At 73.6% G+C, this 25,923-nt stretch carries 20 protein-coding genes; 10 read left to right on the top strand and 10 right to left on the bottom strand.

Annotated elements, in window-relative coordinates:
• Positions 1-13: 13 nt before the first annotated feature.
• The 3 genes from KIT14_18640 to KIT14_18650 form a co-directional block, all read right to left on the bottom strand.
• Positions 14-2,719 carry a hypothetical protein gene (locus KIT14_18640; protein MCW5892536.1) on the bottom strand — a complete coding sequence of 902 codons (2,706 nt, stop codon included), beginning with the start codon at positions 2,717-2,719 and terminating at the stop codon, positions 14-16.
• Positions 2,720-2,934: 215 nt separating this feature from the next.
• A complete protein-coding gene (locus KIT14_18645) occupies positions 2,935-5,298 on the bottom strand; it encodes a hypothetical protein (GenBank protein MCW5892537.1) in 2,364 nt (787 codons plus the stop codon).
• 181 nt (positions 5,299-5,479) lie between these two features.
• On the bottom strand, positions 5,480-8,965 hold the full coding sequence (locus KIT14_18650) for a hypothetical protein (protein ID MCW5892538.1): 3,486 nt from the start codon (positions 8,963-8,965) through the stop codon (positions 5,480-5,482).
• Between the two features lie 225 nt (positions 8,966-9,190).
• On the opposite strand from KIT14_18650, the gene KIT14_18655 reads away from it, so the two are divergent.
• From KIT14_18655 to KIT14_18670, 4 genes are read left to right on the top strand one after another with little or no spacing between them, the layout of a single operon-like run.
• Positions 9,191-10,018 (top strand): hypothetical protein, encoded by an 828-nt coding sequence (locus KIT14_18655; protein ID MCW5892539.1) that lies wholly within the window; start codon positions 9,191-9,193, stop codon positions 10,016-10,018.
• A 10-nt stretch (positions 10,019-10,028) separates the two neighbouring features.
• Positions 10,029-11,912 (top strand): tetratricopeptide repeat protein, encoded by a 1,884-nt coding sequence (locus KIT14_18660; protein ID MCW5892540.1) that lies wholly within the window; start codon positions 10,029-10,031, stop codon positions 11,910-11,912.
• Complete coding sequence (locus KIT14_18665; GenBank protein ID MCW5892541.1) at positions 11,890-13,881, top strand: tetratricopeptide repeat protein; 1,992 nt, start codon at positions 11,890-11,892, stop codon at positions 13,879-13,881. Before KIT14_18660 ends, KIT14_18665 begins: the two co-directional genes overlap by 23 nt.
• Entirely contained in the window at positions 13,881-14,699 is an 819-nt protein-coding gene (locus KIT14_18670) for a 2OG-Fe(II) oxygenase (GenBank protein ID MCW5892542.1), read from the top strand. The genes KIT14_18665 and KIT14_18670 overlap by 1 nt, the downstream gene beginning before the upstream one ends.
• A gap of 14 nt (positions 14,700-14,713) precedes the next feature.
• Here KIT14_18670 and KIT14_18675 read toward each other — a convergent pair whose 3' ends face one another.
• On the bottom strand, positions 14,714-17,065 hold the full coding sequence (locus KIT14_18675; GenBank protein ID MCW5892543.1) for a redoxin family protein: 2,352 nt from the start codon (positions 17,063-17,065) through the stop codon (positions 14,714-14,716).
• Positions 17,066-17,143: 78 nt separating this feature from the next.
• Complete coding sequence (locus KIT14_18680) at positions 17,144-17,320, bottom strand: hypothetical protein (protein MCW5892544.1); 177 nt, start codon at positions 17,318-17,320, stop codon at positions 17,144-17,146.
• A gap of 202 nt (positions 17,321-17,522) precedes the next feature.
• On the opposite strand from KIT14_18680, the gene KIT14_18685 reads away from it, so the two are divergent.
• A complete protein-coding gene (locus KIT14_18685) occupies positions 17,523-17,993 on the top strand; it encodes a cupin domain-containing protein (protein ID MCW5892545.1) in 471 nt (156 codons plus the stop codon).
• A gap of 24 nt (positions 17,994-18,017) precedes the next feature.
• Positions 18,018-18,395: a hypothetical protein gene (locus KIT14_18690; protein MCW5892546.1), complete on the top strand. Its 378-nt coding sequence runs from the start codon at positions 18,018-18,020 to the stop codon at positions 18,393-18,395.
• A 39-nt stretch (positions 18,396-18,434) separates the two neighbouring features.
• Here the strand turns inward: KIT14_18690 and KIT14_18695 are convergent, their stop codons facing one another.
• From KIT14_18695 to KIT14_18705, 3 genes are read right to left on the bottom strand one after another with little or no spacing between them, the layout of a single operon-like run.
• Positions 18,435-19,592: a hypothetical protein gene (locus KIT14_18695; GenBank protein MCW5892547.1), complete on the bottom strand. Its 1,158-nt coding sequence runs from the start codon at positions 19,590-19,592 to the stop codon at positions 18,435-18,437.
• Positions 19,574-20,068, bottom strand: a complete 495-nt coding sequence (locus KIT14_18700) for a hypothetical protein (protein ID MCW5892548.1) — start codon at positions 20,066-20,068, stop codon at positions 19,574-19,576. The genes KIT14_18695 and KIT14_18700 overlap by 19 nt, the downstream gene beginning before the upstream one ends.
• A 38-nt stretch (positions 20,069-20,106) precedes the next feature.
• Complete coding sequence (locus tag KIT14_18705) at positions 20,107-20,370, bottom strand: hypothetical protein (protein ID MCW5892549.1); 264 nt, start codon at positions 20,368-20,370, stop codon at positions 20,107-20,109.
• 52 nt (positions 20,371-20,422) lie between these two features.
• Here KIT14_18705 and KIT14_18710 point away from each other — a divergent pair, with 52 nt between their 5' ends.
• On the top strand, positions 20,423-21,094 hold the full coding sequence (locus tag KIT14_18710; GenBank protein MCW5892550.1) for a class I SAM-dependent methyltransferase: 672 nt from the start codon (positions 20,423-20,425) through the stop codon (positions 21,092-21,094).
• Positions 21,095-21,110: 16 nt separating this feature from the next.
• On the opposite strand, the gene KIT14_18715 is transcribed toward KIT14_18710, so the two are convergent.
• Positions 21,111-22,505: a sigma-54-dependent Fis family transcriptional regulator gene (locus tag KIT14_18715; protein MCW5892551.1), complete on the bottom strand. Its 1,395-nt coding sequence runs from the start codon at positions 22,503-22,505 to the stop codon at positions 21,111-21,113.
• Entirely contained in the window at positions 22,502-24,034 is a 1,533-nt protein-coding gene (locus KIT14_18720) for a PAS domain S-box protein (GenBank protein ID MCW5892552.1), read from the bottom strand. The genes KIT14_18715 and KIT14_18720 overlap by 4 nt, the downstream gene beginning before the upstream one ends.
• A 213-nt stretch (positions 24,035-24,247) precedes the next feature.
• Between KIT14_18720 and KIT14_18725 the strand changes: the two genes are divergently transcribed.
• From KIT14_18725 to KIT14_18735, 3 genes are read left to right on the top strand one after another with little or no spacing between them, the layout of a single operon-like run.
• Positions 24,248-24,889, top strand: a complete 642-nt coding sequence (locus KIT14_18725; GenBank protein MCW5892553.1) for a sigma-70 family RNA polymerase sigma factor — start codon at positions 24,248-24,250, stop codon at positions 24,887-24,889.
• Between the two features lie 17 nt (positions 24,890-24,906).
• The gene (locus KIT14_18730; GenBank protein ID MCW5892554.1) at positions 24,907-25,599 is read left to right on the top strand and encodes a zf-HC2 domain-containing protein; all 693 of its coding nucleotides are present in this window, start codon (positions 24,907-24,909) and stop codon (positions 25,597-25,599) included.
• Positions 25,596-25,913 (top strand): DUF3106 domain-containing protein, encoded by a 318-nt coding sequence (locus tag KIT14_18735; protein ID MCW5892555.1) that lies wholly within the window; start codon positions 25,596-25,598, stop codon positions 25,911-25,913. Before KIT14_18730 ends, KIT14_18735 begins: the two co-directional genes overlap by 4 nt.
• Positions 25,914-25,923: the final 10 nt, after the last annotated feature.

Here is a 25,923-nt window from a genome sequence, read left to right on the forward strand (position 1 = left end):
TCGATGCGTGATGCTACTTGCACTTCAGCGTGCTGCCGCCGCCCACGAAGGTGCACGACGGGAACGGCGCCGGCCCGTTGAAGAAGGCCTCGCCGCACTGACCTGTGGTCGCCACCGGCGGATCGATGACGAGGATGCCGCGGACCGGCGCGTCCGCAGGCCCGACCGGGTAGCTGCCGTTCTTGCCGGTGACGCCGAACTTGTAGAGGCCCGGCGTCTTCTGCTTCTTCAGCGTGATCTTGTTGATGCCGTTCTCGAGCGGCACGACCGTGCCGGCGTTGCGATAGGTCCAGCTCGTGCCCGCAGCGTTGCGGGTCCAGCCGGCGCGCGTCGCGACGTTGTAGGCGCCCCCCGGGATGGTTGCGTCGAGCGGCGTGTCGCCCTGCGCGTCGACGAGGAGGACGCGGATGCCCTTCGTCACCGGGTCGACGACCGGCGTCGCCGGCACGCCCGCGAACGAGCCCTTGAACTTGAAGCGGTCGTCGCCGCCCGGGGTGAGCAGCTTCGAGAGGCCGATCTGCGCCTTGATGGCGGTGGTCGGCGCGATGTTCGTGCACGGGTCGCACGCGTCGCCGCGTCCGTCGTGATCGGCGTCGGCCTGCGCCGGGTCGGGCACGTCGGGACATACGTCGACGGCGTCGCAGACGCCGTCGCCGTCGGTGTCCGCGTCGCCGACGTCGGCCGGGCACGCGCCGGAGGTGCCGTTGCAGTATTCGGCGACGTCACACGCGCCGCTCGCGGGGCGGCAGAGCGTGGTCGCCGGCAGGACCGTGTCGGCGGGACAGTTGGCGTCGGCACCGGAGCAGGTCTCGGCGACGTCGCAGTTGCCGGCGAGTGGCCGGCAGGTGAAGCCGTTCGGCCGCAGCTGGTCCGGCGGACAGGTGTTGGACGTGCCGTTGCAGCTCTCCGGCGCGTCGCACAGGCCGGCGGCCGGGCGGCAGACGCCGGTGCTCTTGGCGTCGGCCGGACAGGCGGAGCTGGTGCCGGTGCAGGTGTCGGCGACGTCGCAGACGCCGGCGGCGGCGCGGCACACGAAGCTCGACGGCCGGAAGCCATTCGCAGGGCAGGCGGGGCTGCTGCCGGTGCAGGTCTCGGCGACGTCGCAGTCGCCGACGGCGGGCCGGCAGACGGTGGCCGGGCCGGCGAAGCCGTCGGCCGGGCAGGCGTTGCTGGTCCCGTTGCAGACCTCGGCGACGTCACAGACGCCGACGGCGGCACGGCACGGCGTGCCGAGCGGCATCTTGTCGTCCTGCGCCGGGCAGTCGGGGCCGGTGCCGTTGCAGAGCTCGGGCTTGTCGCAGGGGCCGGCGGCCGGCCGGCAGACGAACGATCCCATCGTGCTGCCGAGGAACGCGTCGGCCGGGCAGCTCTTGTCGACGCCGTTGCAGGACTCGACCTCGTCGCAGACGCCGGCCGCGCCGCGGCAGACCTTCGAGGTGGGCTCGACCGCGTCGTTCGGACAGATCGGCGAGCCGCCGTCGCAGACCTCCGCGATGTCGCAGACGTCGCTCGCCGCGCGGCAGGTGAAGCCCGCCGGACGCAGCATGTCGGCGGGGCAGCTGTCCGACGAGCCGTTGCAGGTCTCGGCGACGTCGCACTGGCCGCTGGCCGCGCGGCAGGTGAAGCCGTTCGGCCGCTTCGCGTCGGCGGGGCAGGCGGCGCTGAGGCCGTTGCAGTTCTCGGGCGCGTCGCAGGGGCCGACGGCGGCCCGGCAGGTGAAGCTCGGCGGCTGGAGGGCGTCGGCGGGACAGGCGTTGCTGACGCCGTTGCAGGTCTCGGCGACGTCGCAGAGGCCGGCGGAGCCGCGGCAGACCGTGCCGCTCGGCTGCTTCGCGTCGGCGGGGCAGACGGCGCTGGCCCCGCTGCAGGCCTCCGCCAGATCGCAGCCGCCGGCGGCGGCGCGACAGGTGGAGCCGGCCGTGCGGAACGTGCAGGTCGACGTGCAGCACGAGGTCGGGTCGCCGTTCAACGCGCCGAGATCGCACTGCTCGCCGCGCGCTCCGTTGACGACGCCGTCGCCGCAGAGCGAGGTGAGCTTCACGGTCACGAAGTGGCCGTCGCTGGCTGCCGTGCGGTTGCCCTGACCGGGATACTTCCCGGCGGTCTCGCCGCCGTAGGCGATCGGGATGCCGAGGCGGACGGCGCACTCGTCGCCACCGGTGAAGGTGCCGTTGCTGCTCGAGCAGCTCGACATCCAGGTGAAGCGCAGCGTGTGGGCGACCGGCGAGCCGTTGCTGACGCCCTGGATGGTGGCGCTGCCGGTCGGGTTGAAGGGCGTGTTGCCGGGCGAGTTGCGCGAGCCGGGGTCGGCGAGGCCGAGCGAGCCGCTCAGCGCGTTGCCGCCGGTGCGCGTGCCGGTGACGGCGGTGACGTCGGCGTTGGCCGGGCCGTCGCCGTCGTCGACGATCGTGAAGGCACCGTTCAGGCTGGTCGTGATGTTGAGGTCGTAGGCGCCCGCCGCGGTGACGTTGAAGCTGATGGTGTAGTCGCTGGAGAGGCTGTTCGAGCCGCTGTCGAACGCGCCCGAGTCGACGCCGACGCCGAGCTGATACCGCGCCCGGAAGAAGCCGAGCCCGTTCTGGATCAGCCCGGCGCTGCTCGTGCGCTGGTAGCTGAGCGTGATCCCGTCCTGGAAGTTGTCCGGGCTGTTGCCGGCGTTCTTGACGACCGAGATGCCCGTCAGCTGGGCCGACGCCGGTACGGTCGTGACGGCCACCACGATGGCGGCACAGGCGACGATCCCGATGCTTCGCAGAAGCCCGACACGCGTCATGCTCTTCCCCCCCTGAAACGACTCACGACGGCGGGCGTTGGTCTGGTACCGCACGCTCGTTCGCGGGGGGCCGTACCATGGACCGCGCCCGCGATGTCAAGAAAAATTGCGCCGTTGGTTGGCGTGGATGCGCCGCGTCGCGCACGTCGTTCGCGCCCCGCTCAGCGGCACTTGATCGCGTCGCCGCTGGGGCTGGTCTTGCAGTCGGCGAGGCTCCACGTGCGCTCGGCACACTGCCCGGTGGTGGCGTACGGCGGATCGAGGACGAGCGAGAGCCCGAGCGGCATGTCCGCCGGCTGGATCGGATAGCTGCCGCTGCGGCCGACGACGGTCACCTTCCAGCGCCCCGCTCGCGACGCCTTCACGCTGGCGCGCACGATGCCGTTCACCGCCGGGATCACCTTGCCGGTGTTGCGATAGGTCCACGACGTCCCGGATGACGCCGCCGACCAGCCCACGCCGCCGAGCGTGCCGGGCGGGAGCATGGCGTCGATGGGCGTGGCGCCGGCGGCGTTGCGCACGATGAGGCGCAGGCCGCGCGCCGCGGGATCGATCCCGCTCGGGACGCCGGCCATGAGCGCCGTCAGCTTGATGCGGTCGTTCCCGGGCGGCGGGCGCAGACGCGAGAAGCCGACCTTCGTCGAGGTGAACGCGCCGGTCGTGAGCGTGCAGGGGTCGCAGAGATCCCCAACGCCGTCGCCGTCGGTGTCGAGCTGGGCGGGGTCGGGGACGAAGGGGCACACGTCCTCGCCGTCGCACACGCCGTCGCCGTCGCTGTCGACGCCGGGGCCGCCGCCCACGTCGGCGGGACACGCCGGATCGGTGCCGGTGCAGGCCTCGGGCAGGTCGCACGCGCCGGTCGCCGGACGGCACTCGACCCCGGCCTCGACGAGCACGTCCGCCGGACAGGCGGTCTCGGCGCCGTCGCACGTCTCGGCGACGTCGCAGGCGCCGGCGGCGGCTCGGCAGGTCGTGCCGGCGGCGGCGCGCGCGTCGGGCGGACAGGTGACGTCGCTGCCGGAGCAGGTCTCCGCGAGATCGCACGCGCCCGCGGCCGGGCGGCAGGTCGCGCCGCTCGCGCGCAGCGCATCGGCGGGACAGGCGACGGCGCTGCCGTCGCAGGTCTCGGGTCGCAGTCGCCGGCGGCGGCCGCGGCACCGTGCCGGCGGGGCGACGCGGGCATCCGGCGGGACACGCCGCTGCGCTGCGCCGTCGCAGGTCTCGGCGAGGTCGCAGTCGCCCGCCGACGCCCGGCACTCGGTGCCTGCCGCCACGACCACGTCGGCGGGACACGCGGCGGCTGCCCGTGCAGTGCTCGGCGACGTCGCAGGCGCCGGCGGCAGCGCGACACTCGACGCCGGCGCCGACCAGCACGTCGGCGGGACGGGCGACGGCGCTGCGTCGCAGTGCTCAGCGACGTCGCAGCTCCCGGCCGCGGCGCGGCAGGTCGTGCCCGCCGGCGCGATCGCGTCGGCGGGACACGCGGCGCTCGTGCCGGTGCAGGTCTCGGCGAGGTCGCACGCGCCGGCGGCGGCGCGGCAGACGACGCCGCTCGCGGCCAGCGCGTCGGCCGGGCATGCGGGGCTGCTGCCGTTGCACGTCTCGGCCGCGTCGCACAGGTCCGTCGCCGCGCGGCAGACGGTCCCCGCCGCGGCGAGCGTGCAGCGGCTCGTGCAGCAGACGCCGGGCTGCCCGTTCTGGGCGCCGAGGTCGCACTGCTCGGCGTAGGACGGGCCGGTGTCGATCGTGCCGTTGCCGCAGAGGCTGGTCAGCGAGACGGTCACGAAGTGCCCGTCGTTCACGGCGGTACGAAACGGCGTGCCGGGATAGTCGTCGGCCGTCGAGCCCGGATCCTGGCCCGCGAGGCCGAGGCGCACCGCGGCCTCGTCGCCACCCGTGAAGAAGAACGTGCTGGTCGCCTGCTGCGTCCAGGTGAAGCGCAGCGTGTGCGGTCGCGGCACGCCGTCGCTGACGCCGAAGATGGAGGCGCTCGCGCTCGGGCCGAAGGCGAAGTTGCAGCCGCCGCTGCAGTCGGCGAGCGCACCGGGATCGGCGATGCCGAGCGCGCCGGTCAGCACGCCGCCCGTGTGTGTGCCGGTGACGGCGCTGATGTCGGCCGAGCCGCTGCCGATGCCGTCGTCGTGGACGTTGAGATCGCCGAGGAGGCGCGTGGTGATCGCGAGCGCGTAGGCGCCGGGTGCGGTGACGTTGAAGGCGACGCTGTAGTCGCTGCTGAGCTCCGTTTGCTGTCCGCCGCCGTTCTGGCAGACGCCCCCGATCGCACCGCAGTCGGCCGAGGTGATCGCGGCGTAGCGCGTGCGCAGCTGGGTTGGGCTCTGGGTGACGACTTGCGTGGTGCTGCGGACCTCCCAGGCGGGGCTCGGGCCGGGAACGAATCGATCGGCGGTGTTGCCGGCGTTGCGCGTGAGGGTGACGTCGTCGATCGACTGGGCGTGTGCGCCGAGGGCGAAGCTCCAGGCGAGGAGCGCGGCGGCAGCGGCGAGGCGGGGCGGGCGGACGGGCATGGGCGTCGGTTCCTCCGAGCGGTGCGCGAGGTGCGCGGCGCGCGGCGACGTTGCCCCCGTCGCGCGCGCGGCTGCGTACCATGCCCCCGGTCGCGCGCGTCAAGCGAAATCGGCCCGAAGCGACGCGGGCCGGGCTCCCGGACGGGAGCCCGGCCCGCGATGGGTCCGCCGAGGGGCCCGCTCAGTTGCAGCGCAGGGTGGCCCCGCCGCCGACGAAGGTGCAGTACGGGCGGGCAGGCGGGCCTGCGTTGAAGATCATCTCGCCGCACTGGCCGGTTGCGGCGATCGGCTGGTCGACGACGAGGGTGAACTTCACCGGCGCGTCGCCCGGGGCGATGGCATAGCTGCCGTTGCGGCTCGCCACGTTCACCTTGGTGAGGCCCTGGCCGTTGCGGAGCACCATCTTGACGCTGGTGATGCCCGCGATGGTCGGGGTGATGCGGCCCGAGTTCTTGTACTGGGCGGTCATGCCGCCGGGGAAGACGTGGGCCTTCCAGCCCGACTTCGTGGCGTTGCTGTAGGCGCCGCCGGGGATCACCGCATCGAAGATGGCCGTTCCCGCGTTGTTCTCGAGGATCAGGCGCACGCCGTTGTTCAGGGGATCGAAGGCGGGCGTCTCGAGGAACGGGATGAAGCGGCCCTTCAGCTTCAGCTTGTCGTCGGCCGCGGGCGTGTTGAGCTTCGAGATGATGATCTTCTGCCGATCCGAGAACGACGGCAGGATGTTGTTGCACGGGTCGCAGGCGTTGCCCTTGCCGTCGCCGTCGTCGTCCGCCTGGGACGGGTCGGGCGTGTCGGGGCAGGTGTCGATGCTGTCGCACACCCCGTCGCCGTCGCTGTCGGGCGAGAGGACGTCGGCCGGGCAGGCGGCGCCGGAGCCGGTGCAGGACTCGGCGACGTCGCACACCCCGGCCGCCGGGCGGCAGACCGTGGTGGCGGGCTCGAAGGCGTCGGCGGGGCAGTCGTCGGCCACGCCGTCGCAGGACTCGGCGACGTCGCAGACGCCGGCCGAGGGGCGGCAGACGCCGGTGCTCTTGGCGTCGGCCGGGCAGGCCGCAGCGCTGCCGGTGCAGGTCTCGGCCACGTCACACATCCCGGCCGAGGCGCGGCACTCGGTGGTGGCGGGCTCGAAGGCGTCGGCCGGGCAGTCGGTGCCCGCACCGTCGCAGCTCTCGGCGACGTCGCAGGGACCGGCGGACGGACGGCAGGTGACGAAGGCGCCGCTCACGCTGTCGGCCGGACAGCCCTGGTCGGCGACGCCGGTGCAGGACTCGGCGACGTCGCAGGCGCCGGCGGCGGCGCGGCACTCGGTGCCGGCCGTAGCGACGGTGTCGGCCGGGCAGGCCTCCCCGGCGTTGCCGGAGCAGGTCTCGTCGGGATCGCAGAGGTCGCCCGAGCCCGGGTTGCAGACGGTGCCCGCCGGCGTGACGACGTCGGCGGGGCAGGCCTCCCCGGCGCTGCCGGAGCAGGTCTCGTCGGGGTCGCAGGCATCGCCGGAGCCGGCGCGGCACAGGGTGCCGGCGGAGGCGACGACGTCGGCGGGGCAGGCCTGGTCGGCGACGCCCGAGCAGGTCTCGTCGGCGTCGCAGAGGTCACCCGAGCCGGTGCGGCAGGTGGTCCCGGCGGGCGCGACCGTGTCCGCCGGACAGGCCTGGCCGGCGCTGCCGGAGCAGGTCTCGTCGGGATCGCAGAGATCGCCCGAGCCCGGATTGCAGACCGTGCCGTTCGGCGCGACCACGTCGCTCGGGCACGCCTGGTCCGCGACGCCGGTGCAGGTCTCGTCGGGGTCGCAGACGTCGCCCGAGCCGGTGCGGCAGATCGTGCTGCTCGGGGCGACGACGTCGGCCGGGCAGGCCTCGCCGGCGACGCCGGTGCAGGTCTCGTCGGGGTCGCAGAGGTCGCCGGAGCCCGGGTTGCAGACGGTGGAGGACGGCGCGACCACGTCGGCGGGGCAGGCCGCGTCGCTGCCGTCGCATACCTCGTCGGGATCGCAGGCGTCGCCCGATCCCGTGCGGCAGGTGGTGCCGGCGGCAACCAGGACGTCGGCGGGACAGTCGTCGTCGACGCCGTCACAGGCCTCGGCGAGATCGCAGGCATCGCTGGCAGCGCGGCAGACCGCGGTGCTCTTGGCGTCGGCGGGACAGGCGGCGCCGGAGCCGGTGCAGGTCTCGGCGACGTCGCAGATGCCGGCGGCGGCGCGGCACTCGGTGCCGGCGGAGACGAAGCCGTCGGCCGGACAGGCCGCGCCGGCACCGGTACACACCTCGGCGACGTCGCAGATGCCGGCGACGGCGCGGCACTCGGTGCCGGCGGAGACGAAGCCGTCGGCGGGGCACGCGGCGCTGGAGCCGGTGCAATTCTCCGCCACGTCGCAGATGCCGGCGGAGGGCCGGCAGGGCGTCGACGACGACGCGAAGCCGTCGGCGGGGCAGTTGTCGTTGACGCCGTCGCACGACTCGACGACGTCGCAGACGCCGGCGGAGCCGCGGCAGGGCGCGGTGCTCTTCAGGTCGGCGGGACACGCCGGGCCGCTGCCGGTGCAGTTCTCGGCGAGGTCGCAGACGCCGGCGGAGGGCCGGCAGGGCGTCGACGACGACGCGAAGCCGTCGGCGGGGCAGTTGTTGTTGACGCCGTCGCACGACTCGACGACGTCGCAGACGCCGGCGGAGCCGCGGCAGGGCGCGGTGCTCTTCAGGTCGGCGGGACACGTGGAGCTGGAGCCCGTGCAATTCTCGGCGAGGTCGCAGACGCCGACCGCGGCGCGGCACAACGTCGCCGACGACGCGAAGCCGTCGGTGGGACACGTCGCGCTGCTGCCGGTGCAGGACTCGGCGACGTCGCAGACGCTGACCGCGCTGCGGCACACCTGGCTGCTGGCGCGGAACTGGCAGTTCGCCGTGCAGCAGGACGTGGCGGTGCCGTTGGCGGCGCCCTGGTCGCACTGCTCGCCCACCGCCCCGTCGACGGTGCCGTTGCCGCACAGCGAGGTGTAGGTGACGGTCACGAAGTGGCCGTCCGCCTCCAGCGTGCGCGACGGATCGCCCGGGTACTCGCAGGCGCCGCAGCTGCTCGTCGAGCCGTTCTGCTGGCCGAGGCGGACCGAGGCCTCGCAGGAGTTCGAGCGCACGCTGCCGTTCCAGGTGAACGTCAGCGTGTGGCCTTGGGCGACGCCGTTGCTGACGCGGAAGATCGTCGCCGAGGAGGTGGAGTTGAAAGGGGTGTTGATCGAGCTGCTCGTGTTGCCGATCGCGCCGGGGTCGGCGACGCTGAGGCTGCCCGAGCTGAGCGCGATGTTGGAGTTGCCGGTGACGCCGCTCACGTCGGCGCGCCCGTCGCAACCGGGGGCGTCGCTGAGCGTACGCATCGCCCCGACGAAGCTGGTCGCGATGTCGAGGCGATAGCCGCCGGGCGCGGTCGCGTTGAAGCTCATGTTGTGCTGGGCGTTGCCGCTGGTGTCGCGCGTGCTGCCCACGCCCACGTCGGCGTTGATGTTCCACGCATAGCGGCTCTGGAACGTGGTGCCGTTGTTGATCGGCACACTGGTGCTGGAGCCGCAGAACCCGTCGCTGTTGTTGGCGCCGGAGCACGTGGAGCTCGCGTTGCTCGACGACGCCGACGTGATCTGCGCGCCGGCGTTGCCTGCGAGGGCGAGAACCAACGCCGCCATGAGCGCGCCGACTCGTCGACCGAAACCCGTTGTCATCTGACGTCCCCCCCCGGCTCGGTGTCGCACCGTGCCCTATGGCTCGTTCGGGATACCGAGCGCGTCGCGGGGTACCATGCACACGCGCCATGGTGTCAAGAAGAAAACCCGGCGGCGGATGGAAAACGATTCGCCGGCGAGGCGCGCCTTGCGCATTTCGCGGCGCGCCGGGTACTCTCGCCGGCCACGATGACCCGATGCGTCGCGCTCGCCCTCGTCGTTGCGCTGCTGGCGGCTCCGCGCGCCGGCGCCGCGGAAGCCGCCAAGGAGCCGCCGCGGCCCACCGTGATCTGGACGCACGACGCGGTGACGGTGCGAGCGGAGCAGGCGCCGGCGTCCACGGTGGTGTCGCTGATCGGCAAGGAGTCGGGGGCGCAGGTGCGCGGAGTGGTGCCGCCGGAGCGCACCGTCACGCTCGACCTCGAGAAGGTGCCGGTGAAGGAGGCCCTCGAGCGCATCCTCGGCGAGCAGAACTTCACGCTCACCTACGCCGACGACGGCACGCTCAAGACCATCGAGCTGAAAGGCTGGCGTCAGGAGGCGCCGCCGACCACCGTGCCGGCGCCCGACGTCGCCGGCCGCGACCGCGGCGACACGCCGGAGATGTGGTACCGGATGTACCTGCTCTTCGAGGATCGGCAGCCGGTTGCGGTCGACGGCAAGGTGGCCGAGGTCTCCGGCAAGGAGCAGCTCAACTGGGACTACCTCGCCAACGTCACCTACGGCGTGAACGACGCGCAGACGCGCCGCGAGGCGGTGCGCACCGCGATGCGGGCCATCGAGTCCGATCCGGAGTTCAAGGCCGCGATCCTGTCCGCGGCACGCGGCGTCAGCGCCGCCGACTTCGCGCAGTTCGCTCGCGCCACGACCTTCGACCGGGCCGAGGAGCTCATGCGCAACATCGCGCGGGAGTCGAAGATCCCGGAGTTCCAGCAGCAGGCGCGCGCGGTGCTGATCGAGCTGCGCAAGATCCCGTTCAAGGGACCCTCGCCGCTCGCCGGCGACGGGCCGAAGTAAGCGGGGCCGGGTGGCCGAGCGACGCCGGCGCCGGTCGCGCCGCGAGGAGTCGCGGCCCGCCGCGGCGGCCGCACGCCTTCCGGTCGCATCCGTCGCGCCGGCGCCGAGCCTACCCGCAGCGGCCGCCGGGCCGCGCTGGCTGCCGTGGCTCGGCGCGCTCGTCCTCGTGCTGCTGACGGTGGTCGCGTACCGGCCCGCGCTCGACGCCGGCTGGGTGTGGGACGACGACGACTACGTGACCGACAACGCCGCGCTGCGGACGCCCGACGGCCTGCGCCGCATCTGGCTCGAGCCGGGCGCCACGCCGCAGTGGTATCCGGCGACCTTCACCAGCCTCTGGCTCGAGTGGCAGGTCCACGGCCTCGATCCGCGCGGCTACCATCGCACCAACGTGCTGCTGCACGCGCTGAACGCGCTGCTGGCCTGGGCGGTGCTGCGCCAGCTCGCCGTGCCGGGGGCCTTCCTCGCGGCGGCGCTGTTCGCGCTCCACCCGGTGCACGTCGAGTCGGTGGCATGGGTGACGGAACGCAAGAACGTCCTCTCGGGGGCGTTCTTCCTCGCGGCGCTGTGGTGCTGGCTGCGCGCCGCGCTCGGCGGCGGGCGGGCGGCGCTGTGGGCGGCGAGCTTCGTGCTGTACGGGGGCGCGCTGCTGGCGAAGTCGGTGACCGTGACCCTGCCGCTGGTGGCGGTCCTGCTGGTCTGGTGGCGGCGCGGGCGCCTCGAGCGCCGCGACCTCCTCGTCGCGCTGCCGTTCGTCCTCGTCGGCGTCGCCGCCGGGCTCATGACGATCTGGGTCGAGCGCACGGTCGTCGGCGCGCAGGGCGTCCACTGGGATCTGTCGCCGCAGGGCCGCGTGCTCATCGCCGGGCGCGCGCTGTGGTTCTACCTGCACGCGCTGGTCTGGCCGCAGAACCTGACCTTCGTCTACCCGCGCTGGGAGGTCGACGCGGCCGTCCCCTGGCAGTGGCTCTTCCCGCTCGCCGCGCTCGGCGCGGCGGCCGTGCTTTGGGCGGCGCGCGGGCGTCTCGGCCTCGGGCCGCTCCTCGCCGCGGCGTGCTTCGCGATCCTGCTCGCGCCGGCGCTCGGCTTCGTCGACGTCTACCCGATGCGCTACTCGTTCGTCGCGGATCACTTCCAGTACCTCGCGAGCCTCGCGCCGCTGGCGCTGGTCGCGGCGATCGTCTGGCGCGGCGGCCGGCCGGCCTGGCTGGCGGCGGGCGTCGCGATCGCCGTGCTCGGCGTGCTCACCTGGCGGCAGGCCCACGCCTATCGCGACGCCGAGACGCTGTGGCGCGACACGCTGGCGAAGAACCCGTCGGCGGCCATGGCGCACGTGAACCTGGGGATGCTGCTCTACGGCCAGGGCCGCGTGCAGGAGGCGGTGCGCGAGTACGAGCAGGCGCTGGCGGTGGCGCCGCCGGAGGCCGACGTCGTCGGCAACCTCGGCATCGCGCTGCACGCGCTGGGGCGGCCGGCGGAGGCGCGGGCGCGCTTCGAGGAGGCGGTGGCGCTGGCGCCGGGCGACGCCGGCGTGCGCCTGAACCTCGCCAACGGGCTGGCCGCGGCAGGCGAGTACGATCGCGCCGTCGCCGAGTACCTGGAGGCCCTGCGCCGGCGGCCCGCCTATCCCGACGCTCACGCGAACCTCGGCAACGTCCTCGTGATGCAGGGACGGGTGAAGGAGGCACGCGCGCACTACGAGGCGGCGCTCGAGCTGGATCCCGAGTTCGCGGAGGCGCATCGCAACCTCGCCCTGCTGCTCGTCCGGCTCGGCAACGTCGAGGGCGCGCGAGCGCACCTGACCGCGGCGATCCGCCTGCGCCCGAGCTGGACGCAGCCGCGCGAGGACCTGGCGCAGCTCGAGGCCGAGGGTGGCGGCGTCGCGGCGCCGTGAGGCGGGAAGCGCGCGCCGCGCGGCGGCCCCGCCGGCGGCGCGCTTCGGCGCGATCCCCGGCCGCGATCTCGTGCTGGCGCTGGCGCTCGCGCTCACGACCCTCGCCGTGTTCGCGCCGGCGCTCCGGCTCGGCTGGGTGAACTACGACGACCCCGAGTACGTCCTCGACAACCCGCACGTCCGCGGCGGCCTCGACGCGGCGAACGTGCGCTGGGCGCTGGGCGCGGTGCATCACGCCACCTGGCATCCGTTGACCACCCTCTCGCACCAGCTCGACGCGACCCTGTTCGGCCTCGATCCGGCGGGGCACCATGCCGGCAACGTGCTGCTGCACGTGGGCAGCACGCTGCTGCTCTTCGCCTTCCTCCGTGCGGCGACCGGTGCGGTGTGGCCCGCGCTGCTCGCCGCGGCGCTCTTCGGCCTCCATCCGCTCCGCGTCGAGTCGGTGGCGTGGGTATCGGAGCGCAAGGACGCACTGTCGACGTTCCTGTGGCTCGCCACGTGCTGCGCCTGGCTCGGCTGGGTCCGGCGCGGCGGGGCCGGGCGCTATGCGCTCACGGTCGCGTGCTTCGCGCTCGGCCTGCTCGCGAAGCCGATGCTGGTGACGCTCCCGGCGGCGCTGCTGCTGCTCGACTGGTGGCCGCTCGCCCGGCTGCGCGGCCGCGCCGACCTCTGGCCGCGGGTGCGGGAGAAGCTGCCGCTCGTGGCGCTGGCGGCGGCGATGGCCGCGATCACCTGGCGGGTGCAGATCGGGGCGGGCGCGGTGGCCGAGGCGACGGCGTGGCCGCTCGGCGTGCGGCTCGCGAACGCGGCCGTCGCCTACGTCGCCTACGTGCGGCAGACGGTGTGGCCTGCCGGGCTGGCGGTGTTCTACCCGCCGCGGCCGCTCGGCGCGGGGGAGACCGCGCTCGCGCTCGCGGCGCTGCTCGCCGCGACGCTCGGTGTGCTGCGCCTGGCGCGCCGCGCACCGTGGCTCGCCGTCGGCTGGCTGTGGTTCCTCGGCACGCTCGTTCCCGTGATCGGCATCGTGAAGGCCGGTGAGCAGGCCATGGCCGATCGCTTCACCTACGTTCCCGGCATCGGGCTCGGGCTCGCGCTCGCATGGAGCGTCGACGCGCTGGTGCGTGCGCGGCCCGCGTGGACCCGCGTCGTCGCGGCCACGGCGGGCGTGGCGCTCGTCGCGCTCGCGGTGGCGACGCGGATGCAGCTCGCGCACTGGCGCAGCAGCGAGGCCCTGTTCCGGCACGCGCTCGCGGTGACCACCGACAACCACCTCGCGCACACGAACCTCGCCGTCGCGCTCGAGGTCGCGGGGCGAGCGGAGGAGGCGCGGTCGCACTGGGAGGCGGCCGTCGCCCTGCGGCCGCGCGCGCCGTCCGCGCACGCGAGCCTGGGGCAGGCGTTGGCGCGTGCCGGCGACGTCGCCGGTGCGGAGCGCGCGTATCGCACCGCCCTGGCGCTCGATCCGCGCTCGTCGCTGGCGCTCGTGAACTACGGCGTGCTGCTCGTCGCGCAGGGACGCCTCGACGACGCGGCCGCGCATTTCGGCGAGGCGACGACGGTCGCACCGGACTACGCCAAGGCGTGGGCCGGCCTGGCGGCGGCGCGCGCGGCGCAGGGCCGGGCCGCGGACGCCGTCGGCGCGGCGCGGCGCGCGCTCGCCCTCGACCCCGGGATGGCCGAGGCGCACCACGCTCGCGATGGCGCTCGAAGCGCAGGGCGACGTCGACGACGCGCTGGCGGCGTACCGGCAGGCGGCGGCCCTGCGGCCCGACGAGCCGCGCGCGGCGCTGAACCTCGGGGCCGCGCTCCTCGCGCACGGCGACGTCGCGGCAGCCGCCCGCGTCGCGGACGCGGTGGTCGCGCGCTGGCCGGCGCTGCCGGAGGGACGGCAGCTCCAGGGCGAGGTCGCACGACGGGCCGGGACGCCTTGACGGCGCGCGCGCGCGGCTGGTTCAAGCGGCGGTGATGCGCGTCCTCGATCTCGCACGCTTCGCCGCCACGTGCGAGGCCGCACGGGCGGCGTTCGCGGCGGCGCAGCCGTTTCCGCACCTCGTGCTCGACGACTTCCTCGCGCCGGCGGCGGCCGCGGCGATGGTGGACGAGTTCGCGGCCGTCGGCGACGGCTGGACGCATCTGCACCACGTCAACGAGAAGAAGCGCATCTGCGGCGCGCCCGCGCACCTCGGTCCCGCCACGCGCGCCGTCGTCGACGCCCTGCACGCGCCGGCGTTCGTGGCCGCGCTCGAGCGGCTCACCGGCACGGCCGGGCTGCGGCCCGATCCGGCGCTCGACGGGGCGGGGCTGGCGGAGATGTTCACCGGCGGCTTCCTCAACGTGCACCGCGACTTCCTCACCCATACGCTCGCGCCGCAGTGGCGGCGCGAGGTGAACCTGCTCGTCTTCCTGAATCCCGAATGGCCGGCCGTCTGGCGCGGCGACCTCGAGCTGTGGGACGCCGGCGTCACGCGGCCGGTGCAGACGATCGCGCCGCGCTGGAACCGCTGCGTGATCTTCCGTACCAGCGCGACCTCGTTCCACGGCGTGCCCGACGCCATCGTGAGCCCGGCGGACCGCCCGCGGCGCTCGCTGGCGCTGTACTACTACCGCGACGAGGGCACGGCGCTCGGGCTCGATCCGACGCGGTACGTGCCGCGCCCGGGCGACGGCCCGCTGCGGCGCGCGCTCATCGCCGCCGACGGCCTCGCGCTGCGCGTGTACTCCTGGGCGAAGCGACGCGGCTGGTTGCGCGACGCCACCGTCGGGCGCTTCCTGCGGCGGCTCTGAGACCGGCGACGCCGCTACGGTGCGGCGGGACGCTTGCTCCAGGCCCAGCCGTCGAGGCCGAGGCCCTTCGCCGCCGTGTAGCCGACCGCGTAGCTCTGCACGCTGCCGTCGGCGCCGACGAGGACGAACGTCGGCATGCCGCTCACGCCGTAGGCGAGGAACGCCTGACGGTCCGTGTCGGTGGCGACGATGGGCGGGAACGGACCCTTGTGCGACTTGAAGAACGGGTCGAGGCGCTCGGCGCCCTCGTCCGTGACCGCCACCACGGGGATGCCGCGCTCGCGCGCGAAGGCGTCGAGCTCCGGCAGCGACGCCTTGCAGACGCCGCACCACGTCGCCCAGAAGAAGAGGAGGTGCGGTGAGCCGGGCGCCACGGCGGCGGTGGCGTCGCCGCGGTAGTGGCTCAGGCGGAGCGGCGGCGCCGGCGCGCCCACCTTGGGCGGCGCGGCGAGCTTCGGCCACTTCTGCGGCATGGGCTTCGGCAGCAGCGTCACCGCGAGCGGACGGCCGTCGCGCAGGACCTCGAGCGGCGCCGGCGTGTCGACCTCCGAGAGCATCGTCCACTCGCGCACCTGATCGCGTTCCTGGAAGGGACGCCCCGGCGGCCCGACGACGATGTCGCCGGCCTGGAGACCGGCGGCCTTGGCGGGCGAGTCGGGATAGACCGCGAGGATCGATGCCGCCCCGGGCGCCAGACCGTGGGCGGCGCGGAGATCGTCCGTCGCCTGGCGGAACTGGATGCCCATCCAGGCGGGCAGGACGCCGTCGGCGAGCTCGACGTCGTCTTCCAGCGCCGGGAAGCGCTCGGGCCGAGCGAGCTCGGCGCCGGGCCGCACGCCCGGGACGGGGACGACGAGCCGCTCGCAGCGACGCAGCGCCTCCCAGGCGTCGCGCTCCGCCGCCGTGGCGTCGTCCGCCAGCCAGACGCGGCCGGCCACGCCGAGCAGGATCGTCCGCATGCGCAGCAGCGCGCCCAGCCGCACCTCCATCCGATAGGAGACCTCGCGCGCCGTCCGTGCCTGCGTCCGCAGGCGCCGCAGGCGATTGGACGTCGTCGTGTCCTTGCGCGTGGCGGGTCCGAGATCGGCGAGCAGGTCGTGGGTCAGGGCGCGGGCCTCGGGCTGGGGCAGGTCGCGCACCTTCGGCTCGGCGAGGCGCTCGCGCCAGGCGGGGTGCGCGGTCGTGAAGCGGTCGAGGTTGGCGCGGCGCGCGGAGTCGAGGGCGGCGTCCCAGGCCTTGCCGTGCTGGCGCAGCTGGCCGCCGCTGGCCGCCAGCTGCTGCGCCTGCGCCTCGACCTCCGCGAGCGAGCGCGGGCTGAACGAGCCGAAGGCGCGGCCGATGTCGTCGAGCAGGCGGATGTCGGGCTCGAAGCGCCCCTGGTCCTTCCAGGCCCGGCGCAGGAGAAGGTCGGCGTACACGTTGAGCGGCTGGCCCGCCGCCGCGGCCGCCGCGGTGAGGCGGGCTTCGAGCCACACGTCGGAGGTGCGCAGCGGCACGTCGGGCGTCGCGTCGAGGACCAGCACCTCGCGATGCGCCTCCTCGAGCTGGCCCGTGCGCGCGAGGCCGTCGAGGAAGTGGAAGGAGTGTCCGACGTTGTTCTTGCCGCGGTTCTCCGGGTAGCAGCCGTAGGCCGGGCGATCCGCGGTCGAGGAGAAGTAGCCGCACGTCTTGCCGTCGGGCAGCTCGCGGCCGCTGCGCGCCTTCGGCAGGTTCGCGAAGCTGCCGGAGAAGCACTGCGACATCACGGTGACGACCCGCACGCCGGGATCGAGCGTCGCCAGCAGCGCGCCCAGCTCGCGCACCGAGATCGACTCGCCGACGCCCCAGAGGGTGATCGCGTTGTCGCCGAGGTCCTTCGCGTTCCTGGTGCCGTGGTCGGTGACGTAGAGCAGCAGCGTGTCGTCGGACGTCAGCGTGCGGCCGGCGGTGTCGAACCAGCGTCGCAGCTCTGCCTGCGTGGCCGGCGCGAGGACCGTTCCTTCGACGGTCGAGTCCTCGTAGACGATCGGGGTGCGCAGGGGCGCCTCGAGACGGCTGCCCTCGAGGAGCCAGAACTCCTCCTCGGGTTGGGTCTGCCGCACGGCGACGTCCTGGCCCGGGTCGTCGCCGTCGCTCGTCAGCACCGCGACGCGCGCGTCGGGCACGCCCATGCGAGTGAGCATCGCGCGCAGCTCGCGCACGTGGAGCAGGTGCGACTGGTAGTTCTGCGCGGGCAACCCGCCGCCGTTCAGCAGGAGGGCGTAGAGACGGGCCGTGTCGGTCGGTGGCGGGGCCGGTGCCGGCCGCACCCGACAGCTGGTGCCGGCGAGAAGCACGAGCGCCACCGCCAGGAGGTGGCGGGCCCGGAAACAGGAGGGGGAACGCATGCGGACCGCGATCGCGATCCGAGTGTAGCAGCGGTCTCCCGAGGGGCAAACGCACGCGCGGGCACGCGTGCGGCGGGATCAGGAGGTGGCGGACTCGGCGCCCAGGGACGCGGGCGGCAGGCGGGCGTCGCTGGCGGTTCGGGCGCGCATCCGGGTCAGCGTGCGGCGCAGCTCGGGTCCGAAGGCGACGCCGACGGCGAGCGCTGCGAGGAAGCCACCGATGACCATTCTTTCCAGGAAGTACGGATCCATCATGCTCGGCACCTATGAACCTCCAGCGTGCGTGATGAGGCGTCTTTCTGACCTGTGATCGCCCGGCGCGTCAACAGAAATCTGCATGACGTGGCTCTCTGGAGCGCGGGTGAATGGGCAGTGCCTTGCGCCCGCCGACGGCAGGCGTCACAAGGCGCGCATGCGGGGCGGCAGGACGCGCAGGGCATGCCGCAGCGGCGCGTCCGTGGTCCTGCTGCCATTCGTGTTCGCATGTCCCCTGCGTCCGGCGACGCCGGCGGCGCCGCGCGTGCTCGTCGGTGCGGTGGAGTCGCGGGGGCTGCCCGGCTTCCTCGCCGCGCATCCCCTCGCTCCCGGTCAGGGCCTTCGCGCCGACGAGGTCGGTCGCACCGCCGCCGCGAGCCATCACGTCGTGCAGGTCGCGACCGCCGAGACGCCGCATCGCCACCGCAGCCACGATCTCACGGTCACGGTGCTCGAGGGCGAGGGCGTGCTCCACGTCGAGGAGCGCGCATTGCCGATGCGCGCGGGCGACGTCGCCGTCGTCGCCCGCGGCGTGCCGCATTGGTTCGCGCGCACGGGCGCGCGCACGGCCGTCGCGTTCGTGGTGTTCACGCCCCCGCTCGACGCGCCGGACACCCAGCCGGTCGAGCCGCTCGCACCCGCCGCGGTTGACAGCGCAAAGGGCCGCCGTTAGCCGACACCTCGAAGGAGGCTCTGCATGCGGAACTCGTGTTGGTCGGCCATGCGCGCGTGCGTCGTCGCGGGCGCGATCGCGGCGGCGACGATGGGACCGGCCGGCGTCGCGCACGCCGCCGACGCCGTCACCGGCGAGGTGGTCGACATGTCCTGCTACCTCGGCCATCCGGAGACCGGGCGTGGCGCCGGGCACCGGAAGTGCGCCGAGACGTGCGCGAAGAAGGGGCTGCCGATGGGCGTCCTCGCGGAGGACCAGACCGTCTGGCTGCTCCTCGAGGATCACGACAACCCGAAGGCCTACGCCACCGCGCTCGAGGGCGCGGCGAAGACGATCACCGTCGAGGGACGCAAGGTCACCGTCGGCGGCGTCAACGGGATCGTCGTCGAAGGCGTGAAGTAACGCGAACGGACGGCGCGCCCGCCGCGCGCGGGTGCGCCGTCAGAAGAACATGTGGAGCTCGAAGAGGAGCTCCGGCTGGTTCTGCTCGGGCTTGTTCGCCGGGCCGTTGTTGATCCGGTACTGGATCCGCGGCTGCAGGAAGCGGTCGATGAACGGCTCGAGCCCGATCGCGTAGCGCACCCGGCTGTTGTCGTTCGACACCTTCACGAAGTCGAAGGTGCCGCGCACGTTGAGCCAGTCGAACAAGAGCCAGTCGACCTCGCCGTAGGCCGCGTACTCGGGGCGCGCGTTGGTGGTCGCGACGGTCCGGTCGTCGATGAGGTCGAACTCGGCGAGGTAGGTGAACTTCCAGAGATTCGCCCCGGCATAGAATGCCGACACCCAGCGCTTGTTCGACTGCCGGGCGTAGGACGCGCCCGCCAGCACGTTGCGCACGACCGGCACGTCCTCCCACACGCCGTACCCGTTGACGCTGGTGAGCACGTCGCGATCGCCGCCCGCCCCGTTCGTGATCGTGGTGGCGAGGAAGAACGGCCCCGGGATGATGCCGATCTCGGCACCCTCGTCCGGGTTCGCGAAAGTGAACCCGGTCTGGGAGCGCACGAACGCCTCGTCGTCCCACAGGCGGAGGCCGAAGGCCGGATAGAGACGGCCGGCCTTCAGGTAGACGTCCTCGGCGTACTTCCAGGGCATGAAGTTGCGCAGGATGCCCACCGTCTCGCGGGCGGTGACGCCGCCGTTGAGATTGAAGTCGCCGTAGAACTGGAGCATGTCCGGGATGAGGTCGACCTGGAGGTAGGCGAGCGCCTCCTGGACCTCGAGGTCGGACGACTTCACCCTCGAACGGAACGCCTTGTTGCGCGGTACGCGCCCCTGGGCGTTCGGCGTGTCCTCGAAGATGATGTCCTCGCGCACGCGCAGGTCGCCGCCGATGGAGATGTAGCGGTTCACCTCGCCGTTGAAGCCCTTCACGCCCTGCGGGATCGGCAGGATCTGGAGGTCGTGGAGGATGTCGTGGGCGTGGATGTGGGCGAACGCGGTGCGCTTGCCGCCGCCGTCGAGGTTGGTGTGACAGTCGCTGCACTTCGCACCGCTGCGCACGGCCATGTACGGCTCGGCGGCGGCGGGCGACGCGCCCAGCACGAGGGCCGCCAGCATGAGCGCGGCGGCGCCAGGGATCAGTTGTTGGGCGCGCATTCCTGGATCCAGGTGCGGATGGCCGCGATGTCGTCGCCGCTGAGGCACACCGCGCCGCTGTCGCCGCTGCCGGGACAGCCCTGCGGCATGAGCGCGCCCGGGAAGGTTCTTCCCGGCTTCCCCGCGCCGATCTTGATGACGAGGAAGCTGTCGTCGGGGTCGCCGGGTTTGATGCGCAGGATGGACGGATCCTCGACCGAGCGCACGCGCACCCAGTTGGGGATCACCTGCCCGACGGACAGGTTGCTGCCGCCGAACGAGGCCGGTCCGGCGTGACACGCCGCCGCGACGGCGCAGGAGCGATTGAAGATCGGCTGGACGTTCGCCGACAGCGAGATCGTCGGCGTCGGCGGGTTCTTGCAGTTCGTGGTGCCGCCGCCCCCGCCGCCGCCCCCACCGCCGCCCCCACCGCCCGCGCAGCCGCCGACGGCAGCGACGAGCGCGAGCGCGAGCAGCGTGCGTGCCGCCGTGTGCATCCGTGCAGGGGCGGGGACGTTCCGCGGAGCCGAGCGGCTCAGTGGCCGGTCTGCAGCGCCGCCTTGAGCGCCGCCAGATGACCGAGCTCGTCCGACAGCTTCTTCAGGCTCTCGAGCACTCGCGCGACCTCGCCCTGCGCCCACTCGATCTCCTGCGCGCTCACCTTCGCCAGCGCGCTGCGCAGCTGGTCGTAGAGGCTCACGAGACCGTCGACGCCCTGGACGCCCGACTCCGACATCCGGCGATTGATCTCGCGCGTGAAGTTGATGATTTGATCGGTTTGACGAACCATCTCTTCCATCGTCGGCTCCTCTACGTATGTAAACTGGGGCGCGTCCATAGCACCCGATCCGATGGGTGACAACAGTTTCCAACCGCGGCGTATCGACGGATTCGACGCGATCTGCGCGGCCCTGCGCGTCGGCGGCGCGCGTGCGGACGCGATCGCGTTGTGGACGGTCGAAAACCTCGCGCGACACGTCGATCGCGACGCGCTGCTGGCCGGCGAGAATCCGCCCGAGCCGCCGTACTGGGCGCATCTGTGGAGCGGGGCGCGCGTGCTCGCCGCCGCCATACCCCGCGACGCGGGTGCGGCCGTCGAGCTCGGCTGCGGGCTCGGGCTGCCCGGTGTCGTCGCCGCCCGGCGCGGCGCGCGCGTGACGTTCGTCGACCGCGTCGCGACGCCGCTGCGCTTCGCGCGAGCGAGCATGGCGGCCAACGGGCTCGCCGCCGCGGGCTTCGTCGTCGCCGATTTCACCGGCGCCGCGCTGCGCGGGCAGTGGGACCTCGTCCTCGCCGCCGAGGTGCTCTACGACCGCGCGGCGTTCCCGACGGTGGCGGCCACCCTGGCCGCGCGCCTGCGACCCGGCGGCCTCGCGCTGCTCGCCGACGCCGCGCGCATCGACACGCGCGCGTTCTGGCCGCACCTCGAGGCCGTCGGGCTGCGGGCCACGATCGGCGAGCATCGCGTGGTCGAGGAGGGCTTCCCCGTCATCGTGCGCCTCGCGGCGCTGCGCCACGCCTGACCGCCCGTGCGGCGGATCAGAGGTGGTACTTGGCGATCTTCCGGTAGAGCCGCTGGCGGTCGATGCCGAGCATGCGGGCGGCTTCGTTCTTGTTGCCGCCCGCGCGCTGGAGGGCGGCGCCGACGAGGCGACGCTCCGCCTCGGCGAGGGTCGGCACCGGCCCGTCGGCGTCGGGCAGGGGGGCCGATCCCAGCGACGCCGCCCTCGGCCCGGGCTCGGCGACGCTCGCGGGCGACGCCTGCACCGCCGCCGGCAGGTCGGCGAGCGCGATGACGTCGGACTGCGAGAGCGCGAAGGCGCGCTCGATCGCGTTCTGGAGCTCGCGGATGTTGCCGGGCCAGGGATAGTGCTGGAGCGCGGCGTAGGCGTCGGGCGCGATCGACTTCGGCTCGACCTGATACTGCGCGGCGTAGCGCGCGACGAAGTGCTCGACGAGGAGCGGTACGTCCTCGCGGCGCGCGCGCAGCGGCGGCAGCTCGATGTGGACCACGTTCAGCCGGTAGTAGAGATCCTGGCGGAAGCGCCCGGTGCGGACCTCGTCGGCGAGGTCGCGGTTGGTCGCGGCGATGAGGCGGACGTCGACGGGCACCGGGCGGCTCGAGCCGAGCGGCGTCACCTCGCGCTCCTGGATCGCGCGCAGGAACTTCGCTTGCAGCGAGAGCGGGATCTCGCCCACCTCGTCGAGCAGCAGCGTGCCGCCGGTCGCGGCGCGGAAGACGCCGTCGTGGTCGCTGGTCGCGCCGGTGAAGGCGCCGCGGCGATGGCCGAAGAGCTGGCTGTCGAGCAGGGTCTCGGAGAGGCCGGCGCAGTTGATGGCCACGAAGGCCGCGTCGGGCGTCGGCCCGCGGGCGTGGATGGTGCGCGCGATGAGCTCCTTGCCGGTGCCGCTCTCGCCGGTGAGGAGCACGGTGCTCTTGTTCGGCGCGACCGCGTCGACCAGCCGGTACACCTCGTGCAGCGCCGGGCTGCGGCCGACGATCTCGCCGAAGGGCTCGCGGCGGCCGAGCTCGCGGCGCAGGCGCTGGTTCTCGCGCTGGAGCGACGCCAGCTTGAGGACCCGCGCGAGGGTCATGAGCACTTCCTGCGGGCGGGCGTCCTTGATGAGGTAGTCGGCGGCGCCGAGCTTCATCGCCTCGACGGCGGTCTCGATGGTGCCGAACCCGGTCAGGACGACGGCCTGCGCGCTCACGTGGCGCGCGTGCATCGCGCGCAGCAGCGCCATGCCGTCCATCACCGGCATCTTGAGATCGGTGAGGACGACGTCGAACTCGTCGGTGGCGAGGCGGGCGAGGGCGGCTTCGCCGTGCGGCGCGTGCTCGACGCGGTGGCCCGCGCGCTCGAGGTTGCGGGCGAGCGTGCGCGCCATGTTGGGCTCGTCCTCGACGAGCAGGATGCGCGCGGCGCCGCTCACACGCCGCCGGTGTGGACGCCGGGATCGGCGTCGTCGTGACAGGGACAGGGCAGCTCGATGCTGAACGTCGTGCCGACGCCGACCTCGCTGGCGACGAAGATCTGCCCGCGATAGCGCTTCACGATCGCGTCGACGACGGACAGCCCGAGCCCCGTACCCTGTCCGGGATCCTTGGTGGTGTAGAACGGGTTCCAGATGTCGTTCAGGTGCGCGGACGGGATGCCGATGCCCGTGTCGCCGACCTCGAGCCGCATGCGGTCGCCGGCCACCTTCGCCGTACGCAGCGTCAGCTCGCCGCCCTGCGGCATCGCCTGGACCGCGTTGGTGACCAGGTTCAGGAGGATCTGGCGCATCGCATTCGCGTTCGCGACGCAGGGCGGGACCGGGCCGAGATCCGCCGTCACGCGCACACCGGCGTTCTGCAGGTACTTCTGCATCAGCTGGAGCGTGCGCGTCAGCATGTCGTTGACGTTGACGCGCTCGACCTCGGCGCCCGACTCGCGCGAGAACTCGAGGAGGTTCTTGATGATCGCCTGCGCGCGCGTGATCTCCTCCTCGGCGATGTGGAGGTCCTCGCCGACCTCGGGGCCGGGATCCGGCAGGAGCTGGTGGAGGTCGTAGAGCGCGTTCATCACGATCGCCAGCGGGTTGCGCAGCTCGTGCGCGATGCCGGCGGCGAGCTGGCCGATGGCCGCCATCTTCTCGGACTGGATGAGCTGGGTTTCGAGGCGCTCCCGGTCGGAGATGTCGACGCACATCAGCTGGATCCAGTGGCGGTCCCCGTAGTCGATGTAGCCGGCGCTGCACACGATCGGGACGCGTCGGCCGTCGCGGCCGAGCAGGTGGACGTCGTCGCGGCTCGCATAGCCGTGCTGCTCGGCGGTGCGCAGCAGCGTCTCGACGCGCGGGCGCTCGTCGGACGGGTAGCAGTCGACGAGGAGCCGCCCCTCGAGGCCGCCGCGCGGGCTGCCGATCAGGCGCTCGGCGACCTGGTTCGCGAGGAAGATGCGCCGCTCGGCGGCGTCGGCCATGAGGATCACCGACGGCGCGTTGTCGATGGCGCGGCGGTAGCTCGTCTCCTGCTCCAGCAGCAGCTCCTCGCGGCCCTCGACGAAGAAGTCGGTGATGTGGAGGACGCGGACGTTGAACTCCTGCTCGAGCAGGCGCGCGATCTCGGCGCCGCGGGCGGGGTCGGCCGCGTACTGCTCGGCGAGATCCGCCCGCAGCACCTGGAGAAAGCGCATCTGTGCGGCGAGGAAGCGCGAGGCGGGGAACTGGGCGATGAAGCCGCGTCGCGTGTGGCTGCGCAGGAAGAGGTAGGTCTCGAGGTTCGCCGGGTTGGCGATGTGGCGGGCCCAGCGCACGAGCGCCGCCTCCTGGTCGGCCTTGATCCCCGCCCAGTCGCGCTCGGGGATGGCGAGCGTGGTGCCGACGTCGCGGATCCAGCCGTCGAGCACCATGGGCGAGCGGTTGGTGATGAAGGAGGCGAGAGCCCGGCGCAGGTCCGGGCGGTCGACCGCCGGGTCCACCAGACCGGTCCCCTGCGCATACGCCGTGATCCGTTCCAGGTGGCTCGCCAGGGACGGGTCCGTGGGTCCCGCGCTCACATTTTCGGGGGTTACCAGCTTCCCCGAGGCCAGGCCAGCCGCGCGCAACGGCGTCGGGCTCCGGGTGTTCATGCCCGCGTGTCGTGCGCGACGATCTGTCCCACCCCGGGAACTTGGCCTACAATCCGCGCTCCGATGACCCGGCTCCCGGTGCGGGAGGCCACCGGCCGCCGGGTCGCCGACCCGTCCGCCGGCGCCGCCTCCGATCCCGACGTCGCCCTCATGCTGGCCGTCCAGCAGGGCGACGGCGCCGCGTTCCCGGAGCTGTTCCGCCGCTTCGGTCCCCGCGTCCATCAGTATGTGCGCCGCCTGCTGTCGGGGCACGAGGCGCGGGCCGAGGAGATCACCCAGGACGTATTCGTCCAGGTGTACCGCTTCCGCGAGCGCTACCGTCCGGAGAGCCGGCTCGCGACCTGGATCTTCACCATCGCCACCAATCTCTGCCTGAACGAGCTGCGCCGTCCCGAGCGCCAGCTGCGCGTCGACCTGTGGGACGATCGGCGCGCACCCGACGGTCCGGGCGAGGGCCCGCCGTTGCCCGACCCCGAGGCGATCACCCCCGAGGAGGGGGCGGCCAGCCGCGAGCTGGCCGAGGCGCTCGAGCGCGCGATCACCGAGCTGCCGCCGAAGCAGCGCGCGGCGTTGCTGCTCTCGCGCGTCGACGGTCTCGCCTACCGCGACGTGGCGGCGGCGCTCGGCAGCACGGAGGGGGCCATCAAGGCGCTGCTGTTCCGCGCCACGCACGCGTTGAAGGAACGGCTGCGGGATTTCCTGTAATGGAAGGGACGACGCCCATGCGATGCGGCACGGCTCGGGAATGGTTCACCGCGGCGGTCGACGGCGAGCTCGCCGTGCGCCAGCGCCAGGAGCTCGACGCGCACCTGGCGGCATGCCCGGCGTGTGCGGCCGAGCGCGCCCGGACGGCTCGCCTCCTCGGTGCCCTCTCGGTCCTGGCGGCCGACGCCGCCCTGCCGCCGCACCTCGAGCAGGACACGCTGCGCCGCGTGCGTCAGCTGGCCGCCGCCGATCGCGAGCGCTCCGCGGCACGGGTGCGCGGCGGCGTCGGCCGCTGGCTCGGGCTGGCGGCGCCCGCGTTGGCCGCGGCGGCCGTGCTCGTGCTGGCGGTGCGGCCTGCGCCGCCGCCGGTCCCGGCGGTGGTCGTCGAGCCGGCGGCATCCGTTGCGCCTCCCGCCCCGCCGCCCGTCCGCGTGGCACGCAAGACGACACCTGCACCGCGGGCGTCGGGGCCAGCGGCGGTCCGGCCGGAGGCGCCTGCCGATGCGCCCGCGGCGATGGCACGGCGTGAGGCGATGCCGAGCCCGGAGCGGGCGGACGATGTCGCGCTGAGCGAGCCGCCGCCGGAGCTGATCGCGCGCCCGGACCTCTATCGCGACCTGCCGATCCTCCAGAACCTCGAGAAGCTCGAGAACTACGACGCCATCGAGACGACCACGCTCGATGCGGCACACCGGGGCCCGAACGGGTGACGCGCCGCGCGCTCCTCGCGCTGTGCCTCGGCGCCGTGCTGGCGGCGCCCGCGCTGGCGCAGCCGCCGCCCCGGCGCTGGGACCAGCTCTCGCCGGAGGAGCGCGCACGGGCGTGGGACAACTACCGCCGCTACCAGAAGCTGCCCCCCGAGCGGCAGCAGTTCCTGGAGAAGCGCTACCAGCGCTATCAGCAGCTTCCGCCCGACGAGCGCCAGCGCCTGCGTCAGAACTACGATCAGTACGAACGCCAGGCGCCGGACCAGCGCCGGCAGTTCAACCAGAAATACAAGCGCTGGAAGCAGGAGAAGAAGTAGCGCGCCGGCC

This window comes from bacterium, assembly GCA_026129405.1.
Taxonomy (GTDB): domain Bacteria; phylum Desulfobacterota; class Binatia; order DP-6; family DP-6; genus JAHCID01.